30 protein-coding genes and 1 pseudogene are annotated in these 25,766 nt (G+C 46.8%); 12 read left to right on the top strand and 19 right to left on the bottom strand.

The window, feature by feature from the left end; genetic code table 11:
• Nucleotides 1-11 precede the first annotated feature (11 nt).
• The 5 genes from M3221_RS10295 to speE form a co-directional block, all read right to left on the bottom strand.
• On the bottom strand, nt 12-2,099 hold the full coding sequence (locus M3221_RS10295; protein WP_251271549.1) for a 4Fe-4S dicluster domain-containing protein: 2,088 nt from the start codon (nt 2,097-2,099) through the stop codon (nt 12-14).
• A gap of 116 nt (nt 2,100-2,215) precedes the next feature.
• The gene (gene argS, locus M3221_RS10290; protein WP_251271547.1) at nt 2,216-3,886 is read right to left on the bottom strand and encodes an arginine--tRNA ligase; all 1,671 of its coding nucleotides are present in this window, start codon (nt 3,884-3,886) and stop codon (nt 2,216-2,218) included.
• A complete protein-coding gene (locus M3221_RS10285; protein ID WP_251271545.1) occupies nt 3,883-4,317 on the bottom strand; it encodes a YwiB family protein in 435 nt (144 codons plus the stop codon). Before M3221_RS10285 ends, argS begins: the two co-directional genes overlap by 4 nt.
• A 161-nt stretch (nt 4,318-4,478) precedes the next feature.
• The gene (gene speB, locus M3221_RS10280) at nt 4,479-5,348 is read right to left on the bottom strand and encodes an agmatinase (RefSeq protein ID WP_242232729.1); all 870 of its coding nucleotides are present in this window, start codon (nt 5,346-5,348) and stop codon (nt 4,479-4,481) included.
• Between the two features lies 1 nt (nt 5,349).
• Entirely contained in the window at nt 5,350-6,177 is an 828-nt protein-coding gene (gene speE, locus M3221_RS10275) for a polyamine aminopropyltransferase (protein ID WP_251271543.1), read from the bottom strand.
• 276 nt (nt 6,178-6,453) lie between these two features.
• Between speE and M3221_RS10270 the strand changes: the two genes are divergently transcribed.
• Entirely contained in the window at nt 6,454-8,376 is a 1,923-nt protein-coding gene (locus M3221_RS10270) for a transglycosylase domain-containing protein (protein ID WP_251271541.1), read from the top strand.
• Between the two features lie 354 nt (nt 8,377-8,730).
• Here M3221_RS10270 and M3221_RS10265 read toward each other — a convergent pair whose 3' ends face one another.
• The 4 genes from M3221_RS10265 to M3221_RS10250 form a co-directional block, all read right to left on the bottom strand.
• A complete protein-coding gene (locus M3221_RS10265; RefSeq protein WP_251271539.1) occupies nt 8,731-9,243 on the bottom strand; it encodes a YwhD family protein in 513 nt (170 codons plus the stop codon).
• A 16-nt stretch (nt 9,244-9,259) separates the two neighbouring features.
• Nucleotides 9,260-9,898 (bottom strand): site-2 protease family protein, encoded by a 639-nt coding sequence (locus M3221_RS10260; protein WP_251271538.1) that lies wholly within the window; start codon nt 9,896-9,898, stop codon nt 9,260-9,262.
• Between the two features lie 13 nt (nt 9,899-9,911).
• Nucleotides 9,912-11,252 carry an HD domain-containing protein gene (locus M3221_RS10255; protein WP_285880076.1) on the bottom strand — a complete coding sequence of 447 codons (1,341 nt, stop codon included), beginning with the start codon at nt 11,250-11,252 and terminating at the stop codon, nt 9,912-9,914.
• A gap of 106 nt (nt 11,253-11,358) precedes the next feature.
• On the bottom strand, nt 11,359-11,583 hold the full coding sequence (locus tag M3221_RS10250) for a YuzB family protein (protein WP_242232723.1): 225 nt from the start codon (nt 11,581-11,583) through the stop codon (nt 11,359-11,361).
• A 137-nt stretch (nt 11,584-11,720) separates the two neighbouring features.
• Between M3221_RS10250 and M3221_RS10245 the strand changes: the two genes are divergently transcribed.
• The gene (locus M3221_RS10245; RefSeq protein WP_251271534.1) at nt 11,721-12,272 is read left to right on the top strand and encodes an RsfA family transcriptional regulator; all 552 of its coding nucleotides are present in this window, start codon (nt 11,721-11,723) and stop codon (nt 12,270-12,272) included.
• Nucleotides 12,273-12,274: 2 nt separating this feature from the next.
• On the opposite strand, the gene lipL is transcribed toward M3221_RS10245, so the two are convergent.
• On the bottom strand, nt 12,275-13,105 hold the full coding sequence (lipL, locus tag M3221_RS10240; protein WP_251271532.1) for an octanoyl-[GcvH]:protein N-octanoyltransferase: 831 nt from the start codon (nt 13,103-13,105) through the stop codon (nt 12,275-12,277).
• A 111-nt stretch (nt 13,106-13,216) separates the two neighbouring features.
• Between lipL and hemQ the strand changes: the two genes are divergently transcribed.
• The 3 genes and pseudogenes from hemQ to gerQ all read left to right on the top strand — a co-directional run bounded on the left by hemQ (nt 13,217) and on the right by gerQ (nt 15,047).
• Nucleotides 13,217-13,963, top strand: coding sequence for a hydrogen peroxide-dependent heme synthase (gene hemQ, locus M3221_RS10235; RefSeq protein WP_242232720.1), 747 nt, complete (start codon nt 13,217-13,219; stop codon nt 13,961-13,963).
• Between the two features lie 162 nt (nt 13,964-14,125).
• Nucleotides 14,126-14,514 (top strand): annotated as a pseudogene (locus M3221_RS10230) (cell wall hydrolase).
• A gap of 20 nt (nt 14,515-14,534) precedes the next feature.
• The gene (gene gerQ, locus M3221_RS10225) at nt 14,535-15,047 is read left to right on the top strand and encodes a spore coat protein GerQ (RefSeq protein WP_251271529.1); all 513 of its coding nucleotides are present in this window, start codon (nt 14,535-14,537) and stop codon (nt 15,045-15,047) included.
• A 212-nt stretch (nt 15,048-15,259) separates the two neighbouring features.
• On the opposite strand, the gene M3221_RS10220 is transcribed toward gerQ, so the two are convergent.
• From M3221_RS10220 to M3221_RS10205, 4 genes are all read right to left on the bottom strand, one after another.
• Nucleotides 15,260-15,631: a DUF423 domain-containing protein gene (locus M3221_RS10220; protein WP_251271527.1), complete on the bottom strand. Its 372-nt coding sequence runs from the start codon at nt 15,629-15,631 to the stop codon at nt 15,260-15,262.
• Nucleotides 15,632-15,643: 12 nt separating this feature from the next.
• Nucleotides 15,644-15,922 (bottom strand): YwdI family protein, encoded by a 279-nt coding sequence (locus M3221_RS10215; protein ID WP_251271525.1) that lies wholly within the window; start codon nt 15,920-15,922, stop codon nt 15,644-15,646.
• Nucleotides 15,919-16,128: a uracil-DNA glycosylase gene (locus M3221_RS10210; RefSeq protein ID WP_251271523.1), complete on the bottom strand. Its 210-nt coding sequence runs from the start codon at nt 16,126-16,128 to the stop codon at nt 15,919-15,921. The genes M3221_RS10215 and M3221_RS10210 overlap by 4 nt, the downstream gene beginning before the upstream one ends.
• A 132-nt stretch (nt 16,129-16,260) precedes the next feature.
• The gene (locus tag M3221_RS10205; RefSeq protein WP_251271521.1) at nt 16,261-16,944 is read right to left on the bottom strand and encodes a uracil-DNA glycosylase; all 684 of its coding nucleotides are present in this window, start codon (nt 16,942-16,944) and stop codon (nt 16,261-16,263) included.
• A 101-nt stretch (nt 16,945-17,045) separates the two neighbouring features.
• Here M3221_RS10205 and M3221_RS10200 point away from each other — a divergent pair, with 101 nt between their 5' ends.
• Nucleotides 17,046-17,417 (top strand): YflT domain-containing protein, encoded by a 372-nt coding sequence (locus M3221_RS10200; RefSeq protein ID WP_251271519.1) that lies wholly within the window; start codon nt 17,046-17,048, stop codon nt 17,415-17,417.
• A 75-nt stretch (nt 17,418-17,492) separates the two neighbouring features.
• Entirely contained in the window at nt 17,493-18,290 is a 798-nt protein-coding gene (gene pdxK, locus M3221_RS10195) for a pyridoxine/pyridoxal/pyridoxamine kinase (protein ID WP_251271517.1), read from the top strand.
• A 40-nt stretch (nt 18,291-18,330) separates the two neighbouring features.
• On the opposite strand, the gene M3221_RS10190 is transcribed toward pdxK, so the two are convergent.
• Entirely contained in the window at nt 18,331-18,882 is a 552-nt protein-coding gene (locus M3221_RS10190) for a nitroreductase family protein (protein WP_251271515.1), read from the bottom strand.
• 122 nt (nt 18,883-19,004) lie between these two features.
• Here M3221_RS10190 and M3221_RS10185 point away from each other — a divergent pair, with 122 nt between their 5' ends.
• Nucleotides 19,005-19,352, top strand: coding sequence for a YojF family protein (locus M3221_RS10185; RefSeq protein ID WP_242232711.1), 348 nt, complete (start codon nt 19,005-19,007; stop codon nt 19,350-19,352).
• 17 nt (nt 19,353-19,369) lie between these two features.
• A complete protein-coding gene (bshB2, locus tag M3221_RS10180; RefSeq protein ID WP_251271513.1) occupies nt 19,370-20,086 on the top strand; it encodes a bacillithiol biosynthesis deacetylase BshB2 in 717 nt (238 codons plus the stop codon).
• 34 nt (nt 20,087-20,120) lie between these two features.
• Here bshB2 and ilvA read toward each other — a convergent pair whose 3' ends face one another.
• Nucleotides 20,121-21,368, bottom strand: a complete 1,248-nt coding sequence (ilvA, locus tag M3221_RS10175) for a threonine ammonia-lyase IlvA (RefSeq protein WP_251271511.1) — start codon at nt 21,366-21,368, stop codon at nt 20,121-20,123.
• 42 nt (nt 21,369-21,410) lie between these two features.
• Nucleotides 21,411-22,283, bottom strand: a complete 873-nt coding sequence (locus M3221_RS10170) for an HAD family hydrolase (RefSeq protein WP_251271509.1) — start codon at nt 22,281-22,283, stop codon at nt 21,411-21,413.
• Nucleotides 22,284-22,571: 288 nt separating this feature from the next.
• On the opposite strand from M3221_RS10170, the gene M3221_RS10165 reads away from it, so the two are divergent.
• Nucleotides 22,572-23,666 (top strand): AI-2E family transporter, encoded by a 1,095-nt coding sequence (locus tag M3221_RS10165; protein ID WP_251271507.1) that lies wholly within the window; start codon nt 22,572-22,574, stop codon nt 23,664-23,666.
• A gap of 148 nt (nt 23,667-23,814) precedes the next feature.
• A complete protein-coding gene (locus M3221_RS10160; protein WP_251271505.1) occupies nt 23,815-24,285 on the top strand; it encodes a helix-turn-helix transcriptional regulator in 471 nt (156 codons plus the stop codon).
• A gap of 4 nt (nt 24,286-24,289) precedes the next feature.
• Here M3221_RS10160 and M3221_RS26285 read toward each other — a convergent pair whose 3' ends face one another.
• Complete coding sequence (locus M3221_RS26285) at nt 24,290-24,421, bottom strand: hypothetical protein (RefSeq protein WP_285880104.1); 132 nt, start codon at nt 24,419-24,421, stop codon at nt 24,290-24,292.
• 98 nt (nt 24,422-24,519) lie between these two features.
• Here M3221_RS26285 and M3221_RS10155 point away from each other — a divergent pair, with 98 nt between their 5' ends.
• Entirely contained in the window at nt 24,520-25,323 is an 804-nt protein-coding gene (locus M3221_RS10155; protein ID WP_251271503.1) for an alpha/beta fold hydrolase, read from the top strand.
• A gap of 75 nt (nt 25,324-25,398) precedes the next feature.
• Here M3221_RS10155 and M3221_RS10150 read toward each other — a convergent pair whose 3' ends face one another.
• Nucleotides 25,399-25,686, bottom strand: coding sequence for a hypothetical protein (locus M3221_RS10150; protein WP_251271501.1), 288 nt, complete (start codon nt 25,684-25,686; stop codon nt 25,399-25,401).
• Nucleotides 25,687-25,766 lie beyond the last annotated feature (80 nt).

Genomic DNA, 25,766 nt, shown 5'->3' with positions numbered 1-25,766 from the left:
TCCTCCTTTCATTAAGAAACGCCCGCTTCTTTTTGTTGCCCTAAAACAGCCCTTTCCAGCAACTCAGCCACATCATAAGTGGCAACCGTCTCTTCTATTTCTTTTGCTTTCGTCCCATCATTGAGCATCGTTAAGCAAAACGGGCAGCCCGAGCTGATCACAGATGGAGCCTGCTCTAACGCCTGCTCCGTACGTGCCACATTAATGCGGTGGCCTGTATGCTCTTCCATCCACATCAAGCCTCCTCCTGCTCCGCAGCACATGCTGTTCTCCCGGCTGCGTTTCATTTCGACGAGCCGCACTCCAGGAATCGCAGCCAGAATATTTCGAGGCGGGTCATATACATCATTATACCGGCCAAGATAACAGGAATCATGGAAAGTGACTGTTTCGTTTACCGGATGCACCGGCTTCAACTTCCCTTCCCGTACAAGCGTATCTAACAGCTCGGTATGATGGTACACTTCCGCCTGAAATCCAAAATCCGGATATTCTCTTTTAAAGGCGTTATACGCGTGCGGATCGATCGTTACAATTTTTCGTATACCATGCTTCTCAAATTCAGCTATATTCGCAGCAGCGAGTTCCTGGAATAAAAATTCATTGCCGAGGCGCCGAGGCGTATCGCCCGAGTTTTTTTCCTTGCTGCCTAAAATGGCAAAGGAAATGCCTGCTTCATTGAGCAGTCTTGCAAACGATAGGGCGATCTTCTGGCTTCGGCTGTCGAATGCACCCATAGAGCCGACCCAAAATAAATATTCCGGCTCCTCTCCCGCTTTTTGTGCTTCTTTCATTGTCGGAATGTAAACATCACTGCGCAGCTCCCGCCACTTTTCTTTGTCCTTCCGATTCAGTCCCCACGGGTTGCCCTGCCGCTCGATATTTTGTATGGCCCGTTGTGCATCCGGGTTCATCTTTCCTTCTGTCAGTACCAGGTAGCGTCGCATATCAATAATTTTATCAACGTGTTCATTCATAACCGGGCACTGATCTTCACAATTCCGGCAGGTTGTACAGGCCCATAGCTCTTCTTCCGTGATGACGTCTCCAATCAGCTGCGGGCTGTATACAAAAGCTCCTTCAGCAATTTGATTGCCCTTTGTATTGGAAAAAGCAAATGCCGGGACCCATGGCTGCTTTGAGGTAACCGCTGCTCCAGTAAAGGTCAGATGGTCGCGCAGCTTCACAATCAAGTCCATTGGTGACAGCATTTTACCCGTTCCGGTTGCAGGACACATAGAAGTACAGCGGCCGCATTCTACACAGGCATACAAATCAAGCAGCTGTGCGCGGGTAAAGTCTTCTATTCTTCCTGCGCCGAAACTCTCCTGCGCCTCATCTTCAAAATCGATTTTTCGAAGCGTCCCCGCCTGTTCGAGCCGGTGAATATACGTATTAACAGGACCGGCAATCAAATGGGCGTGCTTCGACTGCGGCACATACACAAGAAAAGCGAGCAGCACCAGAAGATGCACCCACCACATCACATAAAACAGGCCAACGATGGCCGGCTGCGCAAGCCCGGCAAAAGGGATAGCAATGAGCGAGGCAATTGGCTCCGACCAGCCGAAACCGACGGCCTTTTCCTGCCAGAGAAGCCACATGCCGTTCCCTATTAAAACAGACAGCATAAGGGAACCGATAAAGACGAGCACAAGACCGCTTTTCCAGCCGCGCTTTAAGCGAACGAGCTTTTCAATGTAGCGGCGGTAAAATGCCCAGACGACGGCAGCGAGAATGACGAGCGTAACCATTTCCTGAAAAAACGTAAATGGGCCGTAAAGCGGACCAAGCGGCAAATGTGCACCCGGCACCACCCCTTTTATAATAAAATCGAGTGCTCCGAGCTGTACAAGCAAAAAGCCATAAAAAAACATCACGTGAATAGCCCCGCTTTTTTTATCTTTCAGCAGTTTTTTCTGGCCAAACACATGAACCATCATGTTTTTTAAACGTTCGTTTCTTTTGGAATGCCATTCTTCTTTCTTACCGAGCCGAATGAATGTGTAACGTGTTTTCAATAAATAAATGAACAAAAAAACGGAGTAAGCGATTACAAATATCGCCGCAGCCGCATTCAGCCATAGCCATCCGTTCATCTTCATTCACGTCCCCTTCCATTCCTTTTCTTTATCCTAATGTATGAATGAACATTCAGTCAATAAATAAAAAAAGAAGAGCCTGTTCTTATTTTAAGAACAGACTCTTTCATTTATTACATCTTTTCCGGTGCGGATACACCGATCAGTTTCAATGCATTTTTCAATGTAATTTGTACAGCCTGCACAAGAGCAAGGCGTGCTTTGGACGCTTCTTCGTTTTCCTTGTCTACCACTTTATGTGCTCCGTAGAAGCTGTGGAATCCTGCCGCAAGATCATGCACATAGTTTGTAATGCGGTGTGGAATGCGTTTGTCTGCTGCTTCGGCTACTACCTGCGGGAAGTCACCCAATTTCTTCAGCAGGTCTACTTCTTTTTCGGATGTTAACAGCGATACATTGGCTTCTGCCGATGCCGTTAAGCCTTGGTCAGCTGCCTGGCGCAGAATGCTGGAAATACGCGTGTATGCATACTGTGAGTAATAAACCGGGTTTTCATTAGACTGTGATACGGCAAGATCAAGGTCAAAGTCCATATGTGTATCGCCGCTGCGCATTGCAAAGAAGTAACGGACAGCATCCAGGCCAACTTCTTCTACAAGCTCACGCATCGTAACAGCTTTGCCTGTACGTTTGCTCATTTTCATTTTTTCGCCGTCTTTATACAGCTGCACCATTTGGATCACTTCTACTTCAAGCTGCTCCGGTTTCATGCCAAGTGCTTCAACAGCTGCTTTCATACGTGGAATGTAGCCATGGTGGTCGGCACCCCAGATATTGATGACTTTGTCGAATCCACGCTCAAATTTATCACGGTGGTACGCAATATCAGGCGTTAAATATGTGTATGAACCGTCCTGTTTGCGAAGAACGCGGTCTTTATCATCGCCAAATGCTGTAGAACGGAACCAAAGCGCACCGTCTTCTTCGAATGTATGGCCATTTTGGTCAAGTGCTTTGAGCGCTTCATCAATTTTGCCGTTTTCGTATAAAGAGGTTTCGGAGAACCACACATCAAATTTCACACGGAAGTCCGCCAAGTCTTTTTGAAGCTTCGCCAGCTCCAGCTTTAAACCGTGAGCACGGAAAGCCTTGTAACGTTCATCTTCCGGCATATTGGTAAATTGATCGCCAAATTCTTCCGCCAGCTCTTTCCCGATATTGATAATATCCTTGCCATGGTAGCCGTCTTCCGGCATTTCTTTTTCAAGACCAAGCGCCTGGAAGTAACGGGCTTCAACAGACAGGGCCAGGTTATGGATCTGGTTGCCGGCATCGTTAATATAATATTCACGCGTGACGTCATAGCCAGCTGCATCCAATACGTTGCACAGCGAGTCACCAACGGAAGCGCCGCGTGCGTGGCCCAGGTGCAAATCACCCGTTGGATTAGCAGAAACAAATTCCACTTGAATTTTTTCGCCTTTGCCGGCGTTGGATCTTCCGTATTCGTCTCCGGCTTTCAGCACGGCTGGAACGAGATCCGTCAAATAGCTGTTGTTCATGTAAAAGTTAATAAATCCAGGTCCGGCAATATCAATTTTTTCAACAGAGCTCTTTGACAAGTCCATGTTTTCCTGAATCGCTTCCGCAATTTGGCGTGGTGCTTTTTTAGCAATCCGCGCCAGCTGCATCGCCATGTTTGTTGAATAATCACCGTGTGATTTATCTTTTGGTGTTTCAAGTAGGACAGCAGGAATTTCGCTCTCTGCGGCAAGTCCTGCTTTCAGGACAGCTTGTTTAATTTCTTCTTTGAGCTGTGCCTGCATTTGTTCTGCAATGTTCACAATTGTTCCTCCAGTTCATAGTGGATATTCATCGTATACGTGCCGACTGCATCGCCCTGCATAAGCAGGCTATATACTAACTCGGCTTGTCCCGTGCCCGCATCGTTCATGTTGTGGGTAAAGGTTTTGGTGTCGGTTGTCAAAAGAAGCGTGCCGAACTGGCTTTCATATGAGCCGTTCAGCCGCTGCCCTTCTTCGAAAATCATCCGCATTTTCAAAGCACCGCTCCGCAAAATAAGCGCCCCTGCATCTGCGAGCTTTACGATGGTGTGCACGACCCCCTCATCCTGCACTTCATCATATTTTAAAAATGTGGACCCATCTTTTTTAAAGAGCCGGCCAAACAGCGACAGCTCAAATGTTTCCTTTTCCCCTTCGTGCGCTACATCCGTCTTCACCCGGATTTTCACGGGCATCTGCTCATCTGCCACGCCGAATCACTTCCTTGTTGTAATGTGTGTTTATTTTAACACAGAAAGCGTGCTGGCTAAACGTCTGTTTTTGGCAGCCCATTCACCGTATCTGCCACACGTCGTAAACAAGCCGCCTGACCCCAAACAAAAAAGTGTCCGGCAAGAAGCCGGACACATGTTTAAAAGAAACCGAGCAGCATTTCCCGAATCAGCTTCGATGCTGTATTCGCTGTTTGTTCAGAGTTATCGTAGATCGGCGCTACCTCAACAAGGTCCGCACCGATGACATTTACATCTGAACCGGCAATGGCATGAATGGATGCTAAAAGCTCTTTCGATGTAATACCGCCAGCGTCTACAGTTCCTGTACCTGGTGCATGAGCCGGATCAAGTACGTCGATGTCAATCGTTACATAAACCGGGCGCCCCGCAAGCGTCGGCAGAATTTCTTTCAGCGGCTCCAGCACTTCAAATTTAGAAATGTGCATACCGTTTTCTTTTGCCCACTGGAATTCTTCCTTCATGCCGGAACGAATGCCAAATGAGTATACATTTTTAGGACCGATATGCTCGGCAATTTTGCGAATTGGCGTAGAGTGTGACAAAGGCTCACCTTCGTACTCTTCGCGCAGATCGGTATGCGCGTCAAAATGAATGATCGCCAAATCTTTATACTTTTTCGCCGCTGCTTTCATAACCGGCCATGATACCAAGTGCTCGCCGCCCATACCAAGCGGCTTTTTGCCGGCTTCAAGCAGTCCATCAATATATTCTTCAATGATGTCAAGGCTTCTTTGTGCGTTGCCAAATGGCAATGGAATGTCCCCTGCATCAAAATATGCGACTTCGTGCAGCTCACGATCTAAATAGGCGCTGTATTCTTCAAGCCCGATCGATACTTCGCGAATGCGGGCCGGGCCGAAGCGCGAACCTGGACGGTAGCTTACCGTCCAGTCCATCGGCATGCCATACAGCACGACATCACTGTCTTCAAATGATGTTTGCGTTCCAATAAATACATTTCCTGAATATGCTTCGTCAAATCTCATCTTATGTTAAATCCTGCACGAATTTTGGCAGCGCAAATGCCGCTTTGTGCAGCTCTTTCGTATAGTATTTTGTTTCGATATCGTGGAAACGGCCCTCTTCCACTTGAAGCGGATCATGTTTTTTCGAACCAATTGTAAAGCACCAAAGGCCGCTCGGATATGTTGGGATATTGGCTGTGTACAGACGTGTAATTGGGAAAATTTCTTTTACATCTGCCTGAACCTGACGGATAAGCTCTGCTTTAAACCAAGGATTGTCACACTGCGCCACGAAAATACCGTCTTCTTTCAATGCTTTAGAAATGCCGGCATAAAAGCCTTTTGTGAACAAGTTAACAGCCGGGCCGACTGGTTCTGTTGAATCGACCATAATGACGTCATACTCATTTTCAGACTCTGCGATATGCATAAAGCCGTCGCCTACTTTTACTTCAACGCGCGGATCATCCAGGTCGCCTGCGATGTCAGGCAGATATACCTTCGAATACTCGATGACTTTGCCGTCGATTTCAGCAAGCGTTGCTTTTTCAACAGATGGGTGCTTTAGCACTTCACGGATTACACCGCCGTCTCCGCCGCCAACAACCAATACATTTTTCGGGTTTGGATGCGTAAATAATGGTACGTGTGCCACCATTTCGTGATAAACAAACTCATCACGCTGGCTCGTCATAACCATGCCGTCCAAAAACAGCATGTTACCCCACTCTTCTGTTTCCACCATTTCTAAATATTGAAAATCCGTTTGTTCTGTATGCAAAGTACGTTTCACTTTCATCGTGATGCCGTAGCTGCCTGTCTGCTTTTCGGTATACCATAGTTCACTCATGATATTGCCTCCTTCTTAATGATAAGGATATTACTTTATTCTCTTGGAGAACAAAGGCTAAACCCATAGCATCCTGCTAGGACGCCTTTATGACCTGCATCCCGCAGGCCTCAAGAAAAAAGTATAGAACAATTTGACGAAAAAGCATAGTGAATTTATATGAAGACGTTTAAAAATTCGCCATTTTTTTCATACTACTAAATAAGCAAGATACCTGGAACTGGACAAAATTTAAAATAGAGCTTTTTCATCTAAAGAAAAACGAGGTGATGCAGCATGAAAAAGTGGCTCATGGCGATACTTGTTTCACTCATCGGGGCCGTTATTGTCTTTTTTTACGCGTTGTATGCGGCCGGTCCCCCAGATATAACAGTGCCGCGTTCGACCCTTTTTTATGCGGCTGACGGAACAAAAGCCGCTGAAGCACATGGAGGAGAAAAGCGGTACTGGGTAAAGCTTGAAGACATCTCCCCTTATGTGATTGATGCGGTGATCTCCATTGAAGACAAGCAATTTTACAATCACTTTGGCCTGGACCCAAAGCGCATTGCCGGTGCCGCTTTGGCTGATATAAAAGCAGGGGCAAAAGTCCAAGGGGCAAGTACGATCACGCAGCAGTATGCGCGCAATATTTTTTTAACCCACGATAAAACGTGGACACGTAAAGCAAAAGAAGCCTGGCAGGCGCTTCGTCTTGAAGCGTTTTACTCAAAAGATGAGATTTTAGAAGGATACTTAAATACCGTATATTTTGGCCATGGCGCTTACGGAATAGAAGCGGCCTCCCAATTTTATTACGGCAAGCCGGCCGCTGCCCTGAGTGTTTCCGAAGCAGCGCTTCTAGCCGGTATTCCAAAGGGGCCTTCGGTTTATTCTCCACTCATCTCACGAGAAAAATCTGAGCAGCGCCGCCGGCTTATTTTATCCGAAATGCATTTGTCTAAACATGAATATGAAAAAGCAGTAGCGGACGCCCCGCGGATCACCGGCGCTTTTGCCGATGACGAAAACAGTGCGCCTTACTTTATAGATGCCGTACGGGGTGAGCTTGAGTCACTTGGTTTTCGGGAGCAAAGCGGCTTGAAAGTGTATACAACCCTTCAGCCACGGCATCAAAAAGCAGCCGATCAAGCGATGGCAGACGGCATTGCGAGCGGCGCTTCCATTCAATCCGCCCTTGTTTCCATTGATCCGGATACCCATTATGTAACCGCCCTATCCGGCGGGCGCAACTATCGGGAAAGCCCTTTTAACCGGGCTGTGCAGGCGTTCAGGCAGCCAGGATCCTTAATGAAGCCTTTTTTGTATTATGAAGCGCTTGGGCAGGGGATGACCCCTCTTACAAAAAGAAAAAGTGAGCCAACGACGTTTGAAGGAAATTATTCACCGAAAAATTTCAACAGCCAGTATGCGGAGCGTGCTGTGACAATGGCTGAAGCACTCGCCGTTTCCGACAATATTTATGCAGTCAAAACCAATATGCTGCTCGAACCGGAAACACTCGTGCAGACGATGGAAGAGTTTGGTGTTACCTCCAAGCTTCAAGCCGTTCCCTCTCTTGCACTCGGTACCTCTGGGATGACCGTTCTTGAAACAGCGAATGCCTACGCAACCATTGCATCGGGAGGCACATTTGCGAAGCCTGTCTTTATTACAAAAGTGGAAAGTATGGATGGGGAAGTGCTGTACCAGTATGATAAGCAGCAGGAACAGCGGCTTGATAGAAACAAAATGGCCGTACTGACACGGCTGATGACGGGGATGTTCGATAAAACGATGAGTGATTATGCCTCACCAACGGGAACGGTGATCGCTTCTTCTCTGACACGGCCTTACGCCGGCAAATCCGGGTCTACCCCTTACGATTACTGGATGGCAGGCTTTACGCCTTCACTTGTATCCGTCGTGTGGACCGGCTATGACAATGGAGCGGAAATCACGAAAACTGAAGACCGGTCACGGGCAAAAGTGATCTGGGCAAAGTTTATGGAAGAAGCTCATAAAGGACAGAATCCAGAGGCATTTACCTGGCCGCGCGAGCTGGTTGAAGTTGAAGTAGATGTTAAAACAGGCACAGCCTGCAGCGGAGGGCACAAGCTTTTGTTTGAACCTGGCACCGAGCCGGAGACGAAATGTCCAAAGGATGCGGAGCATACAGAAGATATGCTGTATCCCGAGCTGCCTGAATGGTTCAGATAATATAAAAAAACCTGGGAATCCTCCCGGGTTTTTCAGTGTGTAGATAAAGTCTTTCGCTTTTAAAAAAGAGCCGATAAGTGGTGTAGAAGATCCACAAGCAAGAACTGACTAGACATTTTCTCTTTTTAAACAGAAAGATACAACCTTATTAACTCTATACAATCTTGTCGCAAGCCACTTGGCGGCGGGAGGGCGGCGCAGACTCCTATGGGCTCAGCGCCTGCCCCATGGAAAGCGGAGCTGCCCGGACGCCGCTGACCCATCCCATTTATGTGCACGGTCAGCAATATAATTTGTCTACAGTCTGAAAAACCCGGGAATCCTCCCGGGTTTTCTGCGCTTTTTATAGGCTGTTTAAGCTTCTGACACGGTTAAACCGTTTTTCAGCTCATCTGAAGAAAGATTCCACATTTGCTCATTATGATTGATGAGGAAATCTCGCAGGATGGTTTTGGAACGATCATCCATTACATCTACAATAATATGGCGCTTGAGCGATTTGTCCATCCGGTTAACATGCTCTGGCAGCGACTTGTACCCGCGCCGGATGTCGCGGTTAACTGTCATTTCACATGCGGTTACTCCTGCATAATAAGGCCCTTCTTCTTTTCGGTCTACGGTTACCCAAACGAGCCAATAGGGTTTGGCATCCGGCACTTCTTCTTTTGTTTTTAAAAATTTAATGCCTTTTTCCACAGCACTCCGGGCATGCATCGCACCGATATCGATATGAGCCGATCCCTCCTCTACGTCAATAATGACCGGTGAAACCTCCTCTAAGCTGAGTGCACCTTTTCCAAATCCTTTATGCCCGTCGGTCGGATCATTTTTAATGATATTAAAGCCGACTTTCTTTTTTTGTTCCATTGTTTATTAGCCCTCCTTACAAGAATACGCTAAAAATAGCATTAAAGCCTGCTAAAACAGCTGAAGTCAGCTGGCTTAAAAATGGACTTACTGTATAATCTCCCAGCGGTGTAATCACTAAAATTAAAAACAGCAGTACACCATATTGTTCATACTGTGTCATTTTAACCCGCAGATTGGCCGGAGCCAAATCTTCTAAAATCCGGTAGCCATCCAGCGGCGGGAACGGAAGCAGGTTAAACACAAACAGAAGCACATTCAAATACACCATCATATATAGCAGCTGAAAAACAAACTCATTCGCGTTTGCCCCGACTCCGTATAGAATGCCCATGGCAATAAACGCAATTAAAAAATTGCTGAGCGGTCCGGCAAGCGATACAAGCACGCCGGCCAGCTTCGGGTTTTTAAAATGGCGGCGGTTCACCGGCACCGGCCGCGCCCAGCCAAATCCAGCAATAAGGATAAAAATAGTACCGATCGGGTCCAAATGATGCACCGGGTTCAACGTAAGGCGCCCTTGATTTTTGGCCGTATCATCCCCAAATTTGTACGCCGTGTACGCATGAGCAAATTCATGCACCGTAAAAGCCACCAGCAGCGAGACGATCACAAACGGCAGCTGTTCCAATTCAAATGCCAAAAATTGTTCCAATCCGTTGTCCCCTTTACTTTCGATATAGTTCTAATATACTTTTGATCTTCCGTTTAGCTGTTCGGTTTGAAGATTCATCCCGGAGCAGATCAATCGGGAAATAAAGCTTGTGATCTGTGCGCCGCTTGCCGGAGATCGCTTCGACGATGTCAGAGCGCCCGGATAATTCCTGCAGCGTTTCCCCGTCTTTCATCAATAGATAAATCGGCTGCCGTTCCGTTTCAATGCCCGGCCGGTAAAAGTCATACGGCAGGTCGGAGGAGGAATCATGGACGAGGTAATATTCCGGATCGATGCCTGCTTTTCGGAACAGCTCTTCCAGCTCCGCATATTTTTCCTGCTCGGCTTCCGGGTCAAATTCTACATATTTAAATAAATTCCGGTTCATAAACCGGCTGCATAAATCCTGCAAAATGGCATCATCTTCATCCTGCCAGACGTGAAAATAAAACATAATGACGGACTCATCCAAATTCACATATTCTTCAAGCGAGCATTCCCCGTCAAACAGGGAAATAAAGTGAACCGGCTTCTGTCGGAACGAATATCCCTGTTTATACAGCTGCTTTGCCCGTTGCAGGGTTTTAGAAAGCAGCACTTCGGCACTGCGCGTAACAGGATGGAAGTAAATCTGCCAGTACATTTGATAGCGGCTCATAATATAATCCTCTACCGCATGCATGCCGCTTAATTTAAACACAGCCTGCTCTTCGCGCGGACGAATTACCCGCAGAATGCGCTCCATATCAAAATGTCCGTAGCTTACACCCGTGTAATAGGCGTCACGCTGCAGATAATCCATACGGTCTGCGTCAATCTGGCTTGAAATCAAGCTGACTACCAGCTTATTCGGATATGTTTTGTTAATAACCGCTGCTACCTTTTCCGGGAAATCGTCGCTCACCCGCCGCAGCACCCGGTTAATATCCGTGTCACCGAGCACAATCTTTTTTGTATATTCTTCGTGATCGAGGCCAAACACTTTTTCAAATGAATGAGAAAAAGGCCCATGCCCAACATCATGCAGCAGCGCTGCGCAAAGGCTGACCAGCCGTTCTTCCGGGTTCCATTCTGATCTGCCTCGAAAAATGTCATCAACGATCCGGCGGACAATTTCATAGACACCGAGAGAATGATTAAACCGGCTGTGCTCCGCCCCATGAAAAGTAAAGTACGTCGTACCGAGCTGGCGAATTCGGCGCAGCCGCTGAAATTCTTTTGTGCCGATCAAATCCCAAATTACTACATCCCGCACATGAACATAGCGGTGAACCGGGTCTTTAAACACTTTCTCTTCTTTCAACTTCTGCTTCGCGTAGCTCACATGCGCGCCCCCCGTCTCTTTTTTGTTCATTATAACGGAAAAATCAATCATTATGGGAAAATTCGCATTGACAAATGCATATACTGCTAGCACATAGAAAAAAATCACCTTTTTTCGAAAGAAAAGGTGATTCACATTATGACTTTAATTTTTTCTGTATTTTCTCCATCAATTCATCTTCTGTCAATGCCGCAACTGGACGATTATTGACAAAAGCAAACGTTTTTTTTCGGCCAGGGCCGCAATAGGATTGGCATTTTACATCAATGGATGCATCCGGATCCAATTTTTCGAGCTTCGGAATCAGTGTTTTCAGATTCACTGCCTGGCAATCATCGCATACGCGAAATTCATTCGCCATATTAACTCTTCCTTTCCGTTTATTCATCCCGATATTTTACATGGAAAAAAGCATGTTTGCAAGCTTGCCGCGTATAAAAGAAATCCTATCTGGCAATCCTGTTCATAGAGACTATTTTCATAAGGAGAGATGATAAGATGAAAGTTCGTCAAGATGCCTGGTCAGAAGAAAACGATCTGCTGCTCGCCGAAACCGTTCTTCGTCACGTACGCGAAGGAAGCACGCAATTAAACGCATTTGAAGAAGTCGGCGACTTATTAAACCGCACATCAGCTGCCTGCGGATTCCGCTGGAACGCTGTTGTGCGCACCCAGTACGAAAAAGCACTCAGCCTCGCTAAAAAGCAGCGCAAGCAGCGCAGCCGTACCATCGAGAAAAAGACGCTGTATACGCCGCCGGCAGAAGGTTCGCTGGCGATCACAATGGCTGATGTGATCGGCTATTTGCAAAGTCTTGATTCTATCGATGCAGTTAAAGCAGAAAACGAGCGGCTGCGTGTCGAGAATGAGCAGCTGCAGTGCCGCTTGAATAAAATAGAACAGTCATCTGAAATTATGCAGGAAGACTATGAAACACTAATGAAAATCATGAACCGCGCCCGCAAGTTTGTCGCATTAGATGACGAAGAAGGCGCTGCGGTTACCTTTAAGATGGAACAAAACGGAAACCTGGAAAAAGTGGCAGAGTAATATTAAGCAAGAGCCCTGTCGTTTCGTTCGATCACACGCTGCAAATAACCGTCAAAGACATCTGCTTCAAATGACGTCATAGAGCCGCTTTCAAGCGGACCGCCAAGTTCTTGCAGCGACTTTAAAAATCGTATGATGACATCTTGGATGGTGAGCGGTTTTCTGATCAGCTCTTCAAGTGAAGCCATCACCTCGGGCTGAATATCAGGGTACACCCATTTTGTCTGAGCCTGCCGCTTGGCTGCTTCGTAAAAAGAACGGACAGCTGCGGCACGCTCTGAGCCGCTTCCATTTACACACAAGTAGATTTGAACGGCTACACCTTTTTTCAAGCGGCGCTGCGAAATGCCAGCGAATTTCTTGCCGCCAATGCTAAGATCATAGCTTCCTGGACAGTAGGATCCAACAATTTCATAGGCATCGATATCGGCCTCCGGAAACATATGGCGAACGAGTGTATACATCGCTTCATAGCCGCGGTCAATATCGATGCCCTTTTCCGTGTCCGGCACCAAAAGCGATAAGTTCAGTACACCTTCGTCTAAAAGCACCGCAAGCCCGCCTGAATTGCGGACAATGACCCGGTAGCCCTCGTTCTCAAGCACCTCCACCCCTTCTTTTAAATAAGGCAGCTTTGTATCTTGAATGCCAAGCACAATGGTGTCATGATGCACCCAGGCACGGGCCGTTGCAGGGCTTTGCCCGGCGCCGATCGCTGTTGCAAGGGCGTCATCAGTAGCAAATGAATGAATAGGGTTAAATCCTGGCCCGTAAGCGGATTGGTCGATAAACCGCCAAAGCGGACGGCGCAGAAGCGCTTCTGATTGATCCATAACGATTCTCCTTCACAAAATGTTCTTCTTTTACTGTAGCCTTCTGGCGGGAGTCGTTCAAGCTTTTTATGATATAGTAAGTAGGACTATACTACATAGGAGATGAAGAACATGAGTGAAGCAGCAAAAACGCTGGACGGCTGGTATTGCCTGCACGATTTCCGCTCGATTGACTGGGCAGCGTGGAAAATGCTGTCAAGCAGTGAACGAGAAGGTGCTCTGGCCGAATTCCGCAAATTCTTATATAAACTGGAAGAAACACAGGAAATGAAAGCTGGCAGCCACTCCTTCTACAGCATTATTGGCCAAAAAGCTGATTTTATGCTGATGATTCTGCGCCCGACAATGGCAGAGCTGAATGTAATTGAAACAGAATTCAACAAGCTGAAAATTGCCGAGTTTACCATCCCGGCGTATTCCTATGTATCCGTTGTCGAACTAAGCAACTACCTGTCTTCTGAGGAAGATCCGTACCAAAACCCGCAAATTCGCGCTCGTTTGTATCCGGAGCTTCCTAAAACAGAGTATGTATGCTTCTATCCAATGGATAAACGCCGCCAGGGTGAAGATAACTGGTACATGCTGCCAATGAAAGACCGCGGCAATTTAATGCGCAGCCACGGTATGATTGGCCGCCAGTATGCCGGCCTTGTGAAACAGATTATTACTGGTTCCGTTGGATTTGACGATTACGAATGGGGTGTCACGCTTTATGCGGATGATGTACTTCAGTTTAAAAAGCTCATCTATGAGATGCGCTTTGATGAAGTAAGTGCCCGCTACGGCGAATTCGGTTCTTTCTTTGTCGGCCATTTGCTGACAGACGAAAAGTTTACACAAATGATGCATATCCAATAACCTTTTCAGACGGTGTCTTTCAGGCATCGTTTTTTTATGTGCATTTTTTGCCGTCACTCCCCTTTTATTGTATGGCCCATAATGGTTAGAGTTTATGGATTCAGGCGTAAGCCCAGCACCGACTTTATGCGCTTTGCATAAAGTAAATCGGGAGGTGTTGATGTGGCTGTTGTTGCTCATACGGAAGAGGATGTAAAATTTCCGGCACGCTTGGCATGGTGATAGTTAGCAATGTCGGCGTAAACCGGACACGGTCTGACTGTCTTGATTTCAAAGATATCCGCACAATCCGCCAAATGGTTTTTCACTCACCCGGCGGCTTTGAAGCAACACAGAAAGGCTATTTTTATCAAGGTGACCGCCAGCAGGACATCGACCTGACACGAAAAGTATTAAGAGGCGGCCGCTATCATCCGGCTTCCAATGCCCTTTGGTTTTTTGAGCCAGCCGGCGGATGCCCTGCCCAGTGGTTTAACCAGCCGAATACCGGCCGATATAAATCCCACTGCTTTTTTAGTCCGCTTCGTTCTGTTTGTCCATCTGTTTACTAAATAAGGAGGCGTTTTTTTTCATGAATCCATTTCAGTATGTACCGGCCCAGGGACCGATGAATCAGGGAAGCATGAATCAAGGAAGTATGAACCAAACCGGGCCGCAGACACTGCCTCCAGTAGGTATGGGCCAGGGTATGGGCCAGGGTATGGGCCAGGGTATGGGCCAGGGTATGGGCCAGGGTATGGGCCAGGGCATGGGGCCTGGTATGGGTCAAGGCATGGGACCGGGTATGGGCCAGGGCATGGGGCCTGGCGGACCTGGCGGAGGAGCCGGCCTGCCGCAAGTTGAAGAATCCTACATTGAAAATATTTTCCGTTTAAACCGCGGCAAAATGGTGACCGTGTATACAACGTTTGAAAACAATAAAGAATGGAATGCTAAAGTGTTCCGCGGCCGCATTGAAGCAGCCGGGCGTGACCACCTTATTTTAAGCAGTCCTTCAACCAACCAGCGCTTTTTAATTCCGCTTCTTTACCTTGATTATGCTGTCTTTGATGGAGAAATTGCTTACGAGTACCCGTTTAGTTAAAAAAGAGCGGCATGGAGGCCGCTCTTGTGAGCATGTAGACAAAGCAAGAAAACAGGCTGATTAGAAAACGTCTGCTCATCCAGGAGGGCCGCCTGCCCGGAAGCGAAGTGACCTCTTGTGTGAAAGTCATGAGCATTTACAGCCGGCAAGTGATGCCGAAAGCAGGCGATTGAGGACAGCTTGAAAAAAGCGGCATGGAGGCCGCTTTTTTCCTACATATTTTTAACGGCCGCTACAATAAGCAGTACCCAGGCAGCAAGAAATGCCACGCCGCCAATCGGCGTAATCGCACCAAGCTTGCTGATACCTGTAAGAACTAACACAAATAAGCTGCCGGAAAACAGCATGATTCCTGCAAACATAAGCCAGCCTGACCAGTTCAGTGCAGAGCTGCCCGCAAACTGCCCCATTAAAAAGCCGACGATTATTAAACCGAGCGCATGAAACATTTGGTATTGAACCGCTGTTTTCCAAATGTCTAAGTACTTCGCTTCTACTTTTCCTTCAAGCCCGTGGGAACCAAAGGCGCCAAGCGCAACCGCTAAAAAGGCATGGATCGCCCCTAAAATAATAAATAATTTCATGATTCTGCTCCTTTAAAAATCAAAAATTGAATCGCCATTTGAACCGTCTTCTGTCGCGATCCGCTCTTTCTGGCCAACAATCTGCACAGGCTCCTGGACTGGCGGCGGCATGACGGCTGGCACAACAGAAGCCTGCTTCGGCGCAGGCATGTCCATTCCAGCTCCAATAAGCAAGTCGCACATCGATTTGATCGCATAAATATGCCGTTCCATTTCTCCTGGACCGGCGTTTCTTGCTGCAGCTATTTCCTGCTCCATTTTCTGCAGCACTTTCTCATGGGATACATTCACTTTTTAACACCTTCTTTCGGAGAAAATTGAAAACATGGATGGCCTGATGACCGTTTTACAACCACAGACGGCATCTGCTTTGTTTTAAATCCAAATGCCCGGCAGCCACGAGGAGCCTGCGCATCCCATGTGACAAAAAAATGCCGGCATTTCATACAATTCGGTTCCGCTTTCAACACGTCCCTTCCCCGTTTCACGTGAAACATCAGGCTGCTAGAAATATACGCACGTTTTTTTAAAGCAGATAACCTGAAAAAGGCTGGGCTGCATAGTCCAAGACTTTGCTTATAAAAGAACAGACGCTTCCAGACAGCCTGCTTTTTTGCTTTCTTTGTTCTTTATACGTTTGAATCGAGGCACCAATTAATCGGGCTTTCTCCCATAGAAGCGAGCGCTTCATTTGCCTTGGAGAATGGCCGGCTTCCGAAAAATCCGCGTGATGCTGATAATGGACTTGGATGAGGCGATTCAATAATAACATGCCTGTTTATGTCGATTAAGGCTTTTTTGCTTTGTGCCGGTCTTCCCCAAAGTAAAAATACAACCGGCTTCTCCCGCTCGCTGATAAGTCTGATTACCTGATCCGTAAACGTTTCCCACCCCTTGCTCCGATGAGAATTTGCTTTTCCCTCTCGTACAGTTAAAACAGTGTTTAACAGGAGAACACCTTCATCTGTCCATTGTTTTAAATATCCATGATTCGGTATCTCGCATCCAATATCTTCCTTCAATTCCTTATACATATTTTTTAAGGATGGCGGCGGTTTAATGCCAGGCTGAACCGAAAAGCTTAAGCCGTGCGCCTGGTTTGGTCCATGATACGGGTCCTGGCCAAGAATGACGACCTTTACATTTTGGTACGGCGTAAAATGAAGGGCATTAAAAATATCATCCATATCAGGATGAATCACCTGTGTACTGTATTCTTCTTTTAAGAATGACCGCAGCTCCTGGTAATAAGGTTTTTCAAATTCACCTTCAAGCAGCGGTGCCCAGTCATTTGTTAAGATTTTTTTATTCATGCGGCTCACCTCCTTCTTCATTATAAAGGAATGAGCCGCTGTTTAAAAATAAAGCGGGCGGGTATAACAAAGCGAACGTGAAAATACGAGGAGGTCTTTCTGTGTATACCGCGAAAATTGTTCGAAACCATACAGAAGCGGCCAGTGCCGTAACGGCTTTTTCACAAGATGGATTTTCCAAAGAAGCGATTTATGTGTTTGCCCACGATAAAGATGAATCTAAACAGTTAACTGATGCGACCAACAGCGGCTCAGTCGGCTTCAAGGAGCAGGGCTTATCCGGCACAGTCGGCAATGTATTTAAAAACCGCGGGGACGAGCTGCGTTCGAAGCTCCACAGCCTCGGAATGAGCGAATCCGAAGCAGCCGAGTATGAAGAACAGCTTGACCGGGGGCTTATTGCCGTCGTTGCGACAGATAAAAATCCGGAGGACCGAAGTTCGGCCAATTCCAACGATCAAAGCGTCCTTTAAAAAGGGCGTTTTTTCTTGTACATTTCCCTATTGTTTCTTAAACTAAAAGAAGTGTTAAAAAGGAGGAATTGCATCATGAAAAAAACATTAACCATTGCAGGATCAGATACAAGCGGCGGCGCTGGCATCCAAGCCGACTTGAAGACCTTCCAGGAGCACGGCACATATGGCATGACAGCCCTTACGACAATTGTCACAATGGACCCCGATAACGGCTGGAACCACGGCGTGTTTCCACTGGCAATCGACACGCTTCAGGCTCAGTTAAAAACAGCCATGTCCACTGGCATTGATGCGCTGAAAACAGGAATGCTTGCTACGCCTGAAATTATCGAAACGGCAGCAGCTTCTATTAAAGAGAACGATATTCAAAAAGTCGTCATCGACCCGGTTATGGTCTGCAAAGGCGAAGATGAAGTGTTGAATCCAGAAGCAGCCGAAGCAACACGCGACTCTCTTCTTCCGCTTGCGACCGTTGTTACACCAAACTTGTTTGAAGCATGGCAGCTTTCTGGTGTCGGCCCGATCCGCACGATTGATGATATGAAAGAAGCGGCTCAAAAAATCCATGCGCTTGGTGCAAAAAACGTAGTCGTTAAAGGCGGCAAGCAGCTGCAAAGCGAAAAAGCGGTTGACCTTTTCTACGATGGCAATGAATTTGAGCTGCTAGAAGGTGAAAAGCATAACACCACTTACAATCATGGTGCAGGCTGTACGTTTGCGGCTGCTATTACGGCCAACCTGGCAAACGGGCAGGACGTAAAAACAGCAGTCCATAATGCGAAGGATTTCGTAAATGCAGCGATTAAACACGGCTGGAAACTGAACGAGTATGTCGGCCCTGTTATGCACGGTGCTTACAACCATAAATAACACATAAGAAAATCCCGCCTGCTTGGACGGGATTTTCTTTTTATTTAAAATACGTAATTTTCTCTTGGACCGGCGTCCGTTCTCTTGCCTGCGGCAATTCGTCGTAATAGCCGAATTGCAGCAAAGCCAAAATCCGCTCGCCCGGCTTTACACCAAGCGTTTCACGAAACTTTGGCGCATCCAGCCAGGCTGGTGTTTTCCAGCATGTGCCGATGCCCTGCTCCCAGGCAAGCAGCTGGGCGTTTTGAATAAGGGCGCTTGCAGCCGAGAAATCTTCCAGCCGTTCTTTTTGGCGCGGATCCTCCGGCACAATGACAAATACAAAAGCGCCAGGCAGTGCAAAACCGGCTGTTTTTTTCTTCAGCTCTTCTTCCGGAAGCAAATTCCATTTTGGGATTGTGCATTCTTTCAGCGTTTCCCGCATCGCCTGGAGTCCCTCTTCAGCTGCAACAACAAAACGCCATGGCTCGCGGCAGCCATGATTCGGCGCCCACACTGCATCCTCTAATACAGCTGTAACATCGGACAGCGCTACAGGCTTGCCGTTAAATTTCTTGATGGAACGGCGTTCACGAATAATATTTTTCAGCATATGTACCACCTCTATCTATTATATTTCTTTTTTTATCATACTGAAAAAGCGGGATTTTCGCCATTCGAAGTATTTTTTAGTACAATAGGGCAAGAACGAAATTCGACGGGAGGGCAACGGGCATGGAACCGATTTTACCTGAAAAGGTACAGGAGCTTATTAATACGTTTGCCGGCCAGGAAGTATACCTTCACATGGAAACGACAAACGGTGCTTATGCATCACATTTTAATGAAAAGTTTTTCTCTGCGGGTGCGTATATCCGCAATGCGAAGCTTACATATGAACATGGCAAAATTGTCGGCGATGGGCCGTTTCGTGTTGGGCTGAAGCTTGCAATTGGCTGGGTCTACGCAGAAGGATTAACTCATTATGGGTTTGATGAAAATGGGCACTTACTGATGGCTGGACATGATTTTGATGGAAAACTGGCAGTCGCTCTGCAGCTGGGCACGACGCCGTTTAAGTAACGAAAGGACTGAAGACGATGACCAAAACAATGGAAATTGAACAGGAGCGCCACGTCCTTGTCATCTTTCCTCACCCGGATGATGAGGCATTTGGTGTATCCGGTACGATCGCTGTTCATACTGGACGAAAAACACCAGTCACTTATGCCTGCTTAACACTCGGCGAAATGGGCCGCAACCTTGGCAATCCTCCTTTTGCTAATCGCGAGTCTCTTCCAGATGTCCGCAAGGCCGAGCTGCAAAAAGCAGCCGAAGCCATCGGCATTCAAGATTTGCGCATGATGGGCCTTCGTGATAAAACGTTAGAGTTTGAAGATGATCAAAAAATGATGAACCTCGTCACGGATTTGATTGATGAGCTGAATCCTTCCCTGATTATTACATTTTATCCAGGCTACTCTGTTCACCCGGACCATGAAGCAACCGCACGCGCGGTTGTACGGGCGGTGCGCGCGATGGAAGCGAGCAAACGGCCGAAGCTTCACTGTGTGGCCTTTGCGAATAACACGCTTGAAGAAATCGGGCCGGCTGATATCCGTTACGACATCCGGCACGTGTATGATAAAAAACTAGAAGCCATGAAAGCTCATATTTCCCAGACCATCTGGATGCTTAAAGATCTGGAAGCAAGCGTCGCCGAAGAAGGAAGCGAGCTGCATGACCGGTTTAACTACGAGCATTTCTGGACATACACATTCGATGAAAAAGACAAAGTAACCGAAATAAAAAGCTGATCTGCGTTTGCAGATCAGCTTTTTTAATACTCGTTTAAATAAGCAGGTTAAACAAGAGAGGATCACTATTAATTTCCATATAAGGGAAGCCATTTTCCTCCATCCGCTTAACAAGCGGCGCATAGTCTTCTTTATGTTTCAGCTCAATACCAACTAGAACAGGTCCTTCATCACGATTGGTCCGCTTTGTATATTCAAAGCGGGTAATATCATCGTGTTCTCCCAGCACCTGAGCCATAAACTTGCGGAGTGCCCCGGCACGCTGCGGGAAAGTGACAATAAAGTAATGCTTTAACCCTTCATAAATGAGCGAACGTTCTTTGATCTCCTGCATGCGCTCAATATCGTTATTGCCGCCGCTGATCACACAAACCACGTTCTTTCCTTTAATCTCGTCTTTATAAAAATCAAGGGCAGCAACAGACAGCGCTCCTGCCGGCTCTGCTACGACTGCATTTTCATTATACAGCTGCAAGATCGTCGTACACACTTTGCCTTCCGGAATAACGGAAATACCGTCGAGCACATCCATGCAAATATCCATTGTCAGGTCACCGACTTGTTTAACGGCCGCCCCGTCGACAAACGGATCGATCGTGTCCAGACGGGTTACCTGTCCGCTGTTCAAGGAAGCTTTCATGCCAGCTGCTCCCGCCGGCTCAACGCCAATCAGCTTCGTGGATGGGCTGATGCCTTTTAAATATGAGCCGACACCGGCTGCGAGACCGCCCCCGCCAATGGAACAAAACATGTAATCAATGGGTTCTTGCATATCGTTCAAGATTTCAACCGCCACGGTTCCCTGCCCGGCAATCGTCCGGTAATCGTCGAACGGATGAACAAACATCTTTTCTTCTTCTGTGCAGTAGGCCATTGCTGCAGCATACGAATCATCGAACGTATCTCCTGTCAGCACAACCGATACTTTATCTCCACCGAACCGTTTCACCTGCGATACTTTTTGACGCGGTGTTGTGGACGGCATAAAGATCTTTCCTTCAATGCCGAGGGCAAGGCAGGAATACGCAACGCCCTGCGCATGGTTGCCGGCACTTGCACATACTACGCCTTTTGCCCGCTCTTCCTCCGTCAAGCTCCGGATAAAGTTATACGCGCCGCGCAGCTTAAAGGAGCGGACAATCTGTAAATCTTCACGCTTTAAATACACGTTACAGCCGTAACGGGCTGATAAAAGTTCATTTTTTTGAAGCGGTGTCTTGGTAACCACGTCTTTAAGCACCTGGTTTGCCACGACGATTTCTTCTACTGATACTTTAGACACGGTGAATTCTCCTTCTTATTGCGAATTGTATGAATTATTTTATCATTTGACCGCGCTTCGTTCCAGTGCATCTTCAATCGCCCTGGCTACTCCGCTTTCTTCATTGCGGGACGTCTCAAACCGGGCTGCTTTTTTAATATTGGCGTCTGCGTTGCCCATTGCATATGAATATCCGACTCTCTCAAGCATAGACAAGTCATTATAGTTGTCTCCCACAGCGAGCGCATCTTCGAGCGAGAGTCCTTTAGAAGTCAGATAATCCTCAAGCGTAATGCCTTTTTGCGCCTGGTCATTGGTAATTTCAAGGTTTTCGTTCCCAGATGAGCTGACAGCTATTCCGCCAATTCCATCGAGACGGTCCGCCGCCCGCTGCAGCAGCTGGCGGTCTGTTGAAAACACGAAAAACTTATAAATGTGCTGGCTCGTGTCACGAATGATTTCTTCGTAATCATTCACTTGTTTAGCAAGGCCGTGCTCGATCCGCAGCTTGGCGCGTTCACGAATGTCTTCTACATTTGCGTCTGGATGTGCGGAAAGAACAATATCAATCAACAGCTCTACCGCTTTTTCTGCATCATCTGTGTACGTTGCCTGATTCGTATACACTTCGAAATAAACGCCGACATCTTTTAAGCGGCGGTATAAATCGTATGCCAAATCATCTTCAATCGCCGTAAATTGAACGATTTCACCTTTTGCATCCCGCACTTCCGCTCCGTTCACTGCAATAATCGGGCACTCGATCCCGGTTCCTTCTAGTGCAAAGCGGGCTTCTTTGTAAGAACGCCCTGTTGCAACAATGACTTCGATCCCAAGCTCCTGCGCTTTTTTCATGGCGGCTCGGTTTTCTTCACTCACTTCCATGTTCCCGTTTAATAGCGTTCCGTCCATATCCGTTGCGATGCTTGTAATCATTCGGGTCACCTTCTTTTTAATTTCATTCTTTCCTATTTTAACATGAAAATAGTTCGGAATCCGGAAAAATACTGGTAGTTGTACAGCGCAAAACTTGTAAGCGTAACCAATGTTCAGGCCTTTTCTTACATATGCCGAATTGTGGAGTTGAAAAAGGAATAAGCTGATTGATTAGCGGACTATTGCAGGCACTGCGTACCTTTATTTTAAAAAAAGCCGGAACTTACCGGCTTTTTTTTCGTATAATCGGGTAATGATATATGTTGCCTAGAAAGGAAGTGTCTCTTTTTGACAAACAAACTTTGGTTTCAAACAGGAATTGGTATTTTACTGGCGATGCTGATTATTTTTATGTTTCAGCAAATTCATGATGTCTTTAATCCTCTTATTATTATCGCCAAAACGATTTTTCTGCCTCTTTTAATTGGCGGGGTGCTTTTTTATTTAACAAGGCCGCTCCTCCACTTTCTTGAAGCAAGAAAGCTGCCGCGCTGGGCTTCTATCACATTCGTGCTTGTTGTGGTCGCGGCCGTATTCTGGCTGATTTACGCGATGATCGCGCCCGTTATCGGTGAACAGGCCGGTTCTTTAGCAAAAAACACACCGCAAATGATCGAGGAAGGCGAAAAATGGGGGGATTACCTGCTCAGTCACCGGGATGACCTGCCGCCCCAAGCGCAGGAATCTGTCGAAAGTACGATCACCAATGTTTCTAACAATCTAAATGAATGGACTGTTGGATTCGGCTCCTGGCTGTTAACGTTTCTTCAAAACTTTTTCCAAGCCTTATTCCTTTTAATCCTGGCGCCATTCTTCCTTGTATATATGCTGAAGGATCATGAAAAGTTTGCACCGTTTGTTGCCGGCTTTTTCAGCGGAGAACGAAGAACATGGATCCGCAAAACACTCCATGACTTGGATGTGACGCTTCGCTCTTACATTCAAGGACAGCTGTTGGTCAGCTTCCTTGTCGGTGTGATGCTCCTAATTGGATACTTAATTATCGATTTGAATTATGCCCTGCTGCTTGCGCTGTTCGGCATGATGACAAATGTGATTCCGTTCCTCGGCCCTTACTTGGCCGTTGTGCCAGCTATGTTTATTGCTCTTCTACAGGAGCCGCAGATGGCCTTGTACGTAGCGATTATTATGCTCATCGCCCAGCAGATTGAAAGCAACTTTATTTCACCAAACGTAATGGGCAAAGCGCTTGATGTTCATCCGCTTACCGTTATTACGGTTATTTTGGCGGCAGGAAACATCGCGGGCATCTGGGGCGTTATTCTAGCCATTCCGTTTTACGGAGTTATCAAAACGATTCTGTCTAATCTTTATCAAAAAAGAACAGAAATCCGTGAAGCGGCTGGAAAAGAAATTGATTAATACAACACAGCTGTCTCTTTGGAGGCAGTTTTTATTTTTAGCATGCGGGCCGGATAATAAAAAGAAAACCCCTTTTTAAACGAAAGGGGTTTTCTTTTTTACTTCTGTACGAACCAAGTGTAAAATTACACGTAAGGAGTGATGTTCGGTGAACAAAGAAGCGATAACAGCTATAGTTTCTTTTAAATTAAAGCTGATCCGCACAGAACGCGGATACACACAGGATAAAATGGCCGATGTAATCGGCTTGTCTAAAAAAACACTTGTGCAAATTGAAAAAGAACGCTCTACTGCCGGCTGGACAACAGCGGCAGCGGTATGTGCGCTGTTTCGGGACAGCGATATCCTTCAGTCTGCGCTCGGCGGTGACCCGGTTGAAATAGCCGAGCTTGCTGCGCACAAAACGATCTCACGGCCAAATGGCCAGGAAAAAACGATGGGCGGCCGCGTTTGGTGGCGTGAGTTAAACAGTCAAAAAGGTATCCGTCTTCAGCAAAATGTCATCAGCGGCCACTATCGCGTGCTGGATGCCGAAGATTACCGGCTTTTCAGCACATACGATGCAGCCGAAGCAGAAGAGCATTTCCAGAATTATGTGAAAAGAAACGGGGACGAATAACCGTTTATTCGTCCTGCCCTTCACAATCGAAGCAAAACAGCTCTCCTTGTTCTTTTACCCCATTTAAAAATCCGTCCAGACAATAAATATCCTTGCCGCATACGATACATTGACCGACCCATTCTTTCAGGACCATCTCCCCCTTTAAATTCCATTATATCCCGCTATGTATCTTTCTGTCGAAATTATATATAATAAGGATTACTACTTTTGAAGGAAGCGAAGTGACCGTTTATGCGGAAGTATGGACTGTTTTTAGCAGCGGCTCTTTTAATTTACGCCAGCTTTTTAACGCTTGAAAAAAGCGATCATGCAGTATCAGACAGCCAATTCACCGACCCGGTTTTGTTTGTTCATGGCTTTAAAGGAACCGCGCGCTCCTTTAATACGATGATTGCCCGGTTTGAGCAAAGAGGCTGGGGAGAGCGGGCACTGACCATGAATGTCACGCGTACTGGCAGGCTTCTCGTCCGGGAAAGTCCTTTTTCTACAGAACGGCCTGCGCTTATTCAATTAATTATGGAAAACAACCGGGCTTCCTTTGAGGATACATCACGTGCAGTAGCTGCGGCTATGCAGGTACTGAAGAAGGAATACGGTATTGAACATATAAAGGTAGTCGGCCATTCAATGGGCGGCATTGTATCGGTAAAATTTCTACAGGATTTATATGACCCTGCGCTTCATCCGGCAGTTGACCAATTAGTCACGATTGGCAGCCCCTTTAACGGCGTAGCCGGCGGACGATGGTTTACGCAAAACGAAGGTGAGGCGGTATACGATCTTATGCCCGGTTCGCCGGCTCTTGCTCAAATCACTGCCAACCATGCTCAGTTCCCAAAGGAAACACAAGTATTAAACATTGCCGGAACCGGTGATCAGGTAACGCTGCTTCAAAGTGCACTCAGCTTAAAAGCCATTGTTCCAAAAGACCAATATCAGCTCGACATCCTCTATGACACAACCGTTGATCATAGCGGCCTGCATGAAACACCTTTGGTCGACGAGAAGATCGGTGCTTTTTTTCACTATCAGTAAAGCAGCCTCTGCCAGGCTGCTTTTTTTATAAAAAAAACGGCTTCCCTCACAGGGAAACCGATTTATTTATCTATATTATCCTTTAAATATATCGCTGTGTGCTTCACGGATACGCGCTAAAACGGCATCCACAGTGGCCTCAGCGTTTATGGGATATTCTTTCACTCGAGTAACGGAGCACGCGTCTCCTGTCTGGCACAATATTTTTACACATTCCGCTGTTTCTTCTTCGAGTTCATGCCATCCGCCCTCTTTGAAAAATGCACCTGACTTGGCCATTTTTTCATACTGTACAACATAGTTCTCTTTTACTTCTTCGGCAAAATAGCTTTTCACATCAAGAAGATTTTCAACGACCATCATGGTTATGGGTCAACTCCTGTTTCTTTGATGGCACTAGTATACGACGTTTTTTTTCAAAAAAGAACCGGCATTCGCATAAA

This window comes from Domibacillus indicus (assembly GCF_023715895.1).
GTDB classification, from domain to species: Bacteria; Bacillota; Bacilli; order Bacillales; family Domibacillaceae; genus Domibacillus; species Domibacillus indicus_A.
The sequence above is the reverse complement of the archived record's forward strand: the minus strand, read 5'-3'. Positions and strand labels throughout refer to the sequence as shown.

Excerpts from the sequence above, each read along its gene's own strand:
- M3221_RS10245 (WP_251271534.1), top strand. The coding sequence starts at position 11,721 with ATGAAAGTTCGTCAAGATGCCTGGTCAGAAGAAAACGATCTGCTGCTC.
- M3221_RS10170 (WP_251271509.1), bottom strand. The coding sequence starts at position 22,283 with ATGATTACAAGCATCGCAACGGATATGGACGGAACGCTATTAAACGGG.
- M3221_RS10250 (WP_242232723.1), bottom strand. The coding sequence starts at position 11,583 with ATGGCGAATGAATTTCGCGTATGCGATGATTGCCAGGCAGTGAATCTG.
- pdxK (WP_251271517.1), top strand. The coding sequence starts at position 17,493 with ATGAAAAAAACATTAACCATTGCAGGATCAGATACAAGCGGCGGCGCT.
- M3221_RS10265 (WP_251271539.1), bottom strand. The coding sequence starts at position 9,243 with ATGGAACAAAAAAAGAAAGTCGGCTTTAATATCATTAAAAATGATCCG.
- M3221_RS10210 (WP_251271523.1), bottom strand. The coding sequence starts at position 16,128 with ATGTTTCACGTGAAACGGGGAAGGGACGTGTTGAAAGCGGAACCGAAT.
- M3221_RS10185 (WP_242232711.1), top strand. The coding sequence starts at position 19,005 with ATGGAACCGATTTTACCTGAAAAGGTACAGGAGCTTATTAATACGTTT.
- M3221_RS10295 (WP_251271549.1), bottom strand. The coding sequence starts at position 2,099 with ATGAACGGATGGCTATGGCTGAATGCGGCTGCGGCGATATTTGTAATC.
- M3221_RS10155 (WP_251271503.1), top strand. The coding sequence starts at position 24,520 with ATGCGGAAGTATGGACTGTTTTTAGCAGCGGCTCTTTTAATTTACGCC.
- M3221_RS26285 (WP_285880104.1), bottom strand. The coding sequence starts at position 24,421 with ATGGTCCTGAAAGAATGGGTCGGTCAATGTATCGTATGCGGCAAGGAT.
- M3221_RS10270 (WP_251271541.1), top strand. The coding sequence starts at position 6,454 with ATGAAAAAGTGGCTCATGGCGATACTTGTTTCACTCATCGGGGCCGTT.
- M3221_RS10220 (WP_251271527.1), bottom strand. The coding sequence starts at position 15,631 with ATGAAATTATTTATTATTTTAGGGGCGATCCATGCCTTTTTAGCGGTT.
- M3221_RS10205 (WP_251271521.1), bottom strand. The coding sequence starts at position 16,944 with ATGAATAAAAAAATCTTAACAAATGACTGGGCACCGCTGCTTGAAGGT.
- bshB2 (WP_251271513.1), top strand. The coding sequence starts at position 19,370 with ATGACCAAAACAATGGAAATTGAACAGGAGCGCCACGTCCTTGTCATC.
- hemQ (WP_242232720.1), top strand. The coding sequence starts at position 13,217 with ATGAGTGAAGCAGCAAAAACGCTGGACGGCTGGTATTGCCTGCACGAT.
- M3221_RS10150 (WP_251271501.1), bottom strand. The coding sequence starts at position 25,686 with ATGATGGTCGTTGAAAATCTTCTTGATGTGAAAAGCTATTTTGCCGAA.
- M3221_RS10255 (WP_285880076.1), bottom strand. The coding sequence starts at position 11,252 with ATGAACAAAAAAGAGACGGGGGGCGCGCATGTGAGCTACGCGAAGCAG.
- gerQ (WP_251271529.1), top strand. The coding sequence starts at position 14,535 with ATGAATCCATTTCAGTATGTACCGGCCCAGGGACCGATGAATCAGGGA.
- speE (WP_251271543.1), bottom strand. The coding sequence starts at position 6,177 with ATGAGTGAACTATGGTATACCGAAAAGCAGACAGGCAGCTACGGCATC.
- lipL (WP_251271532.1), bottom strand. The coding sequence starts at position 13,105 with ATGGATCAATCAGAAGCGCTTCTGCGCCGTCCGCTTTGGCGGTTTATC.
- M3221_RS10190 (WP_251271515.1), bottom strand. The coding sequence starts at position 18,882 with ATGCTGAAAAATATTATTCGTGAACGCCGTTCCATCAAGAAATTTAAC.
- speB (WP_242232729.1), bottom strand. The coding sequence starts at position 5,348 with ATGAGATTTGACGAAGCATATTCAGGAAATGTATTTATTGGAACGCAA.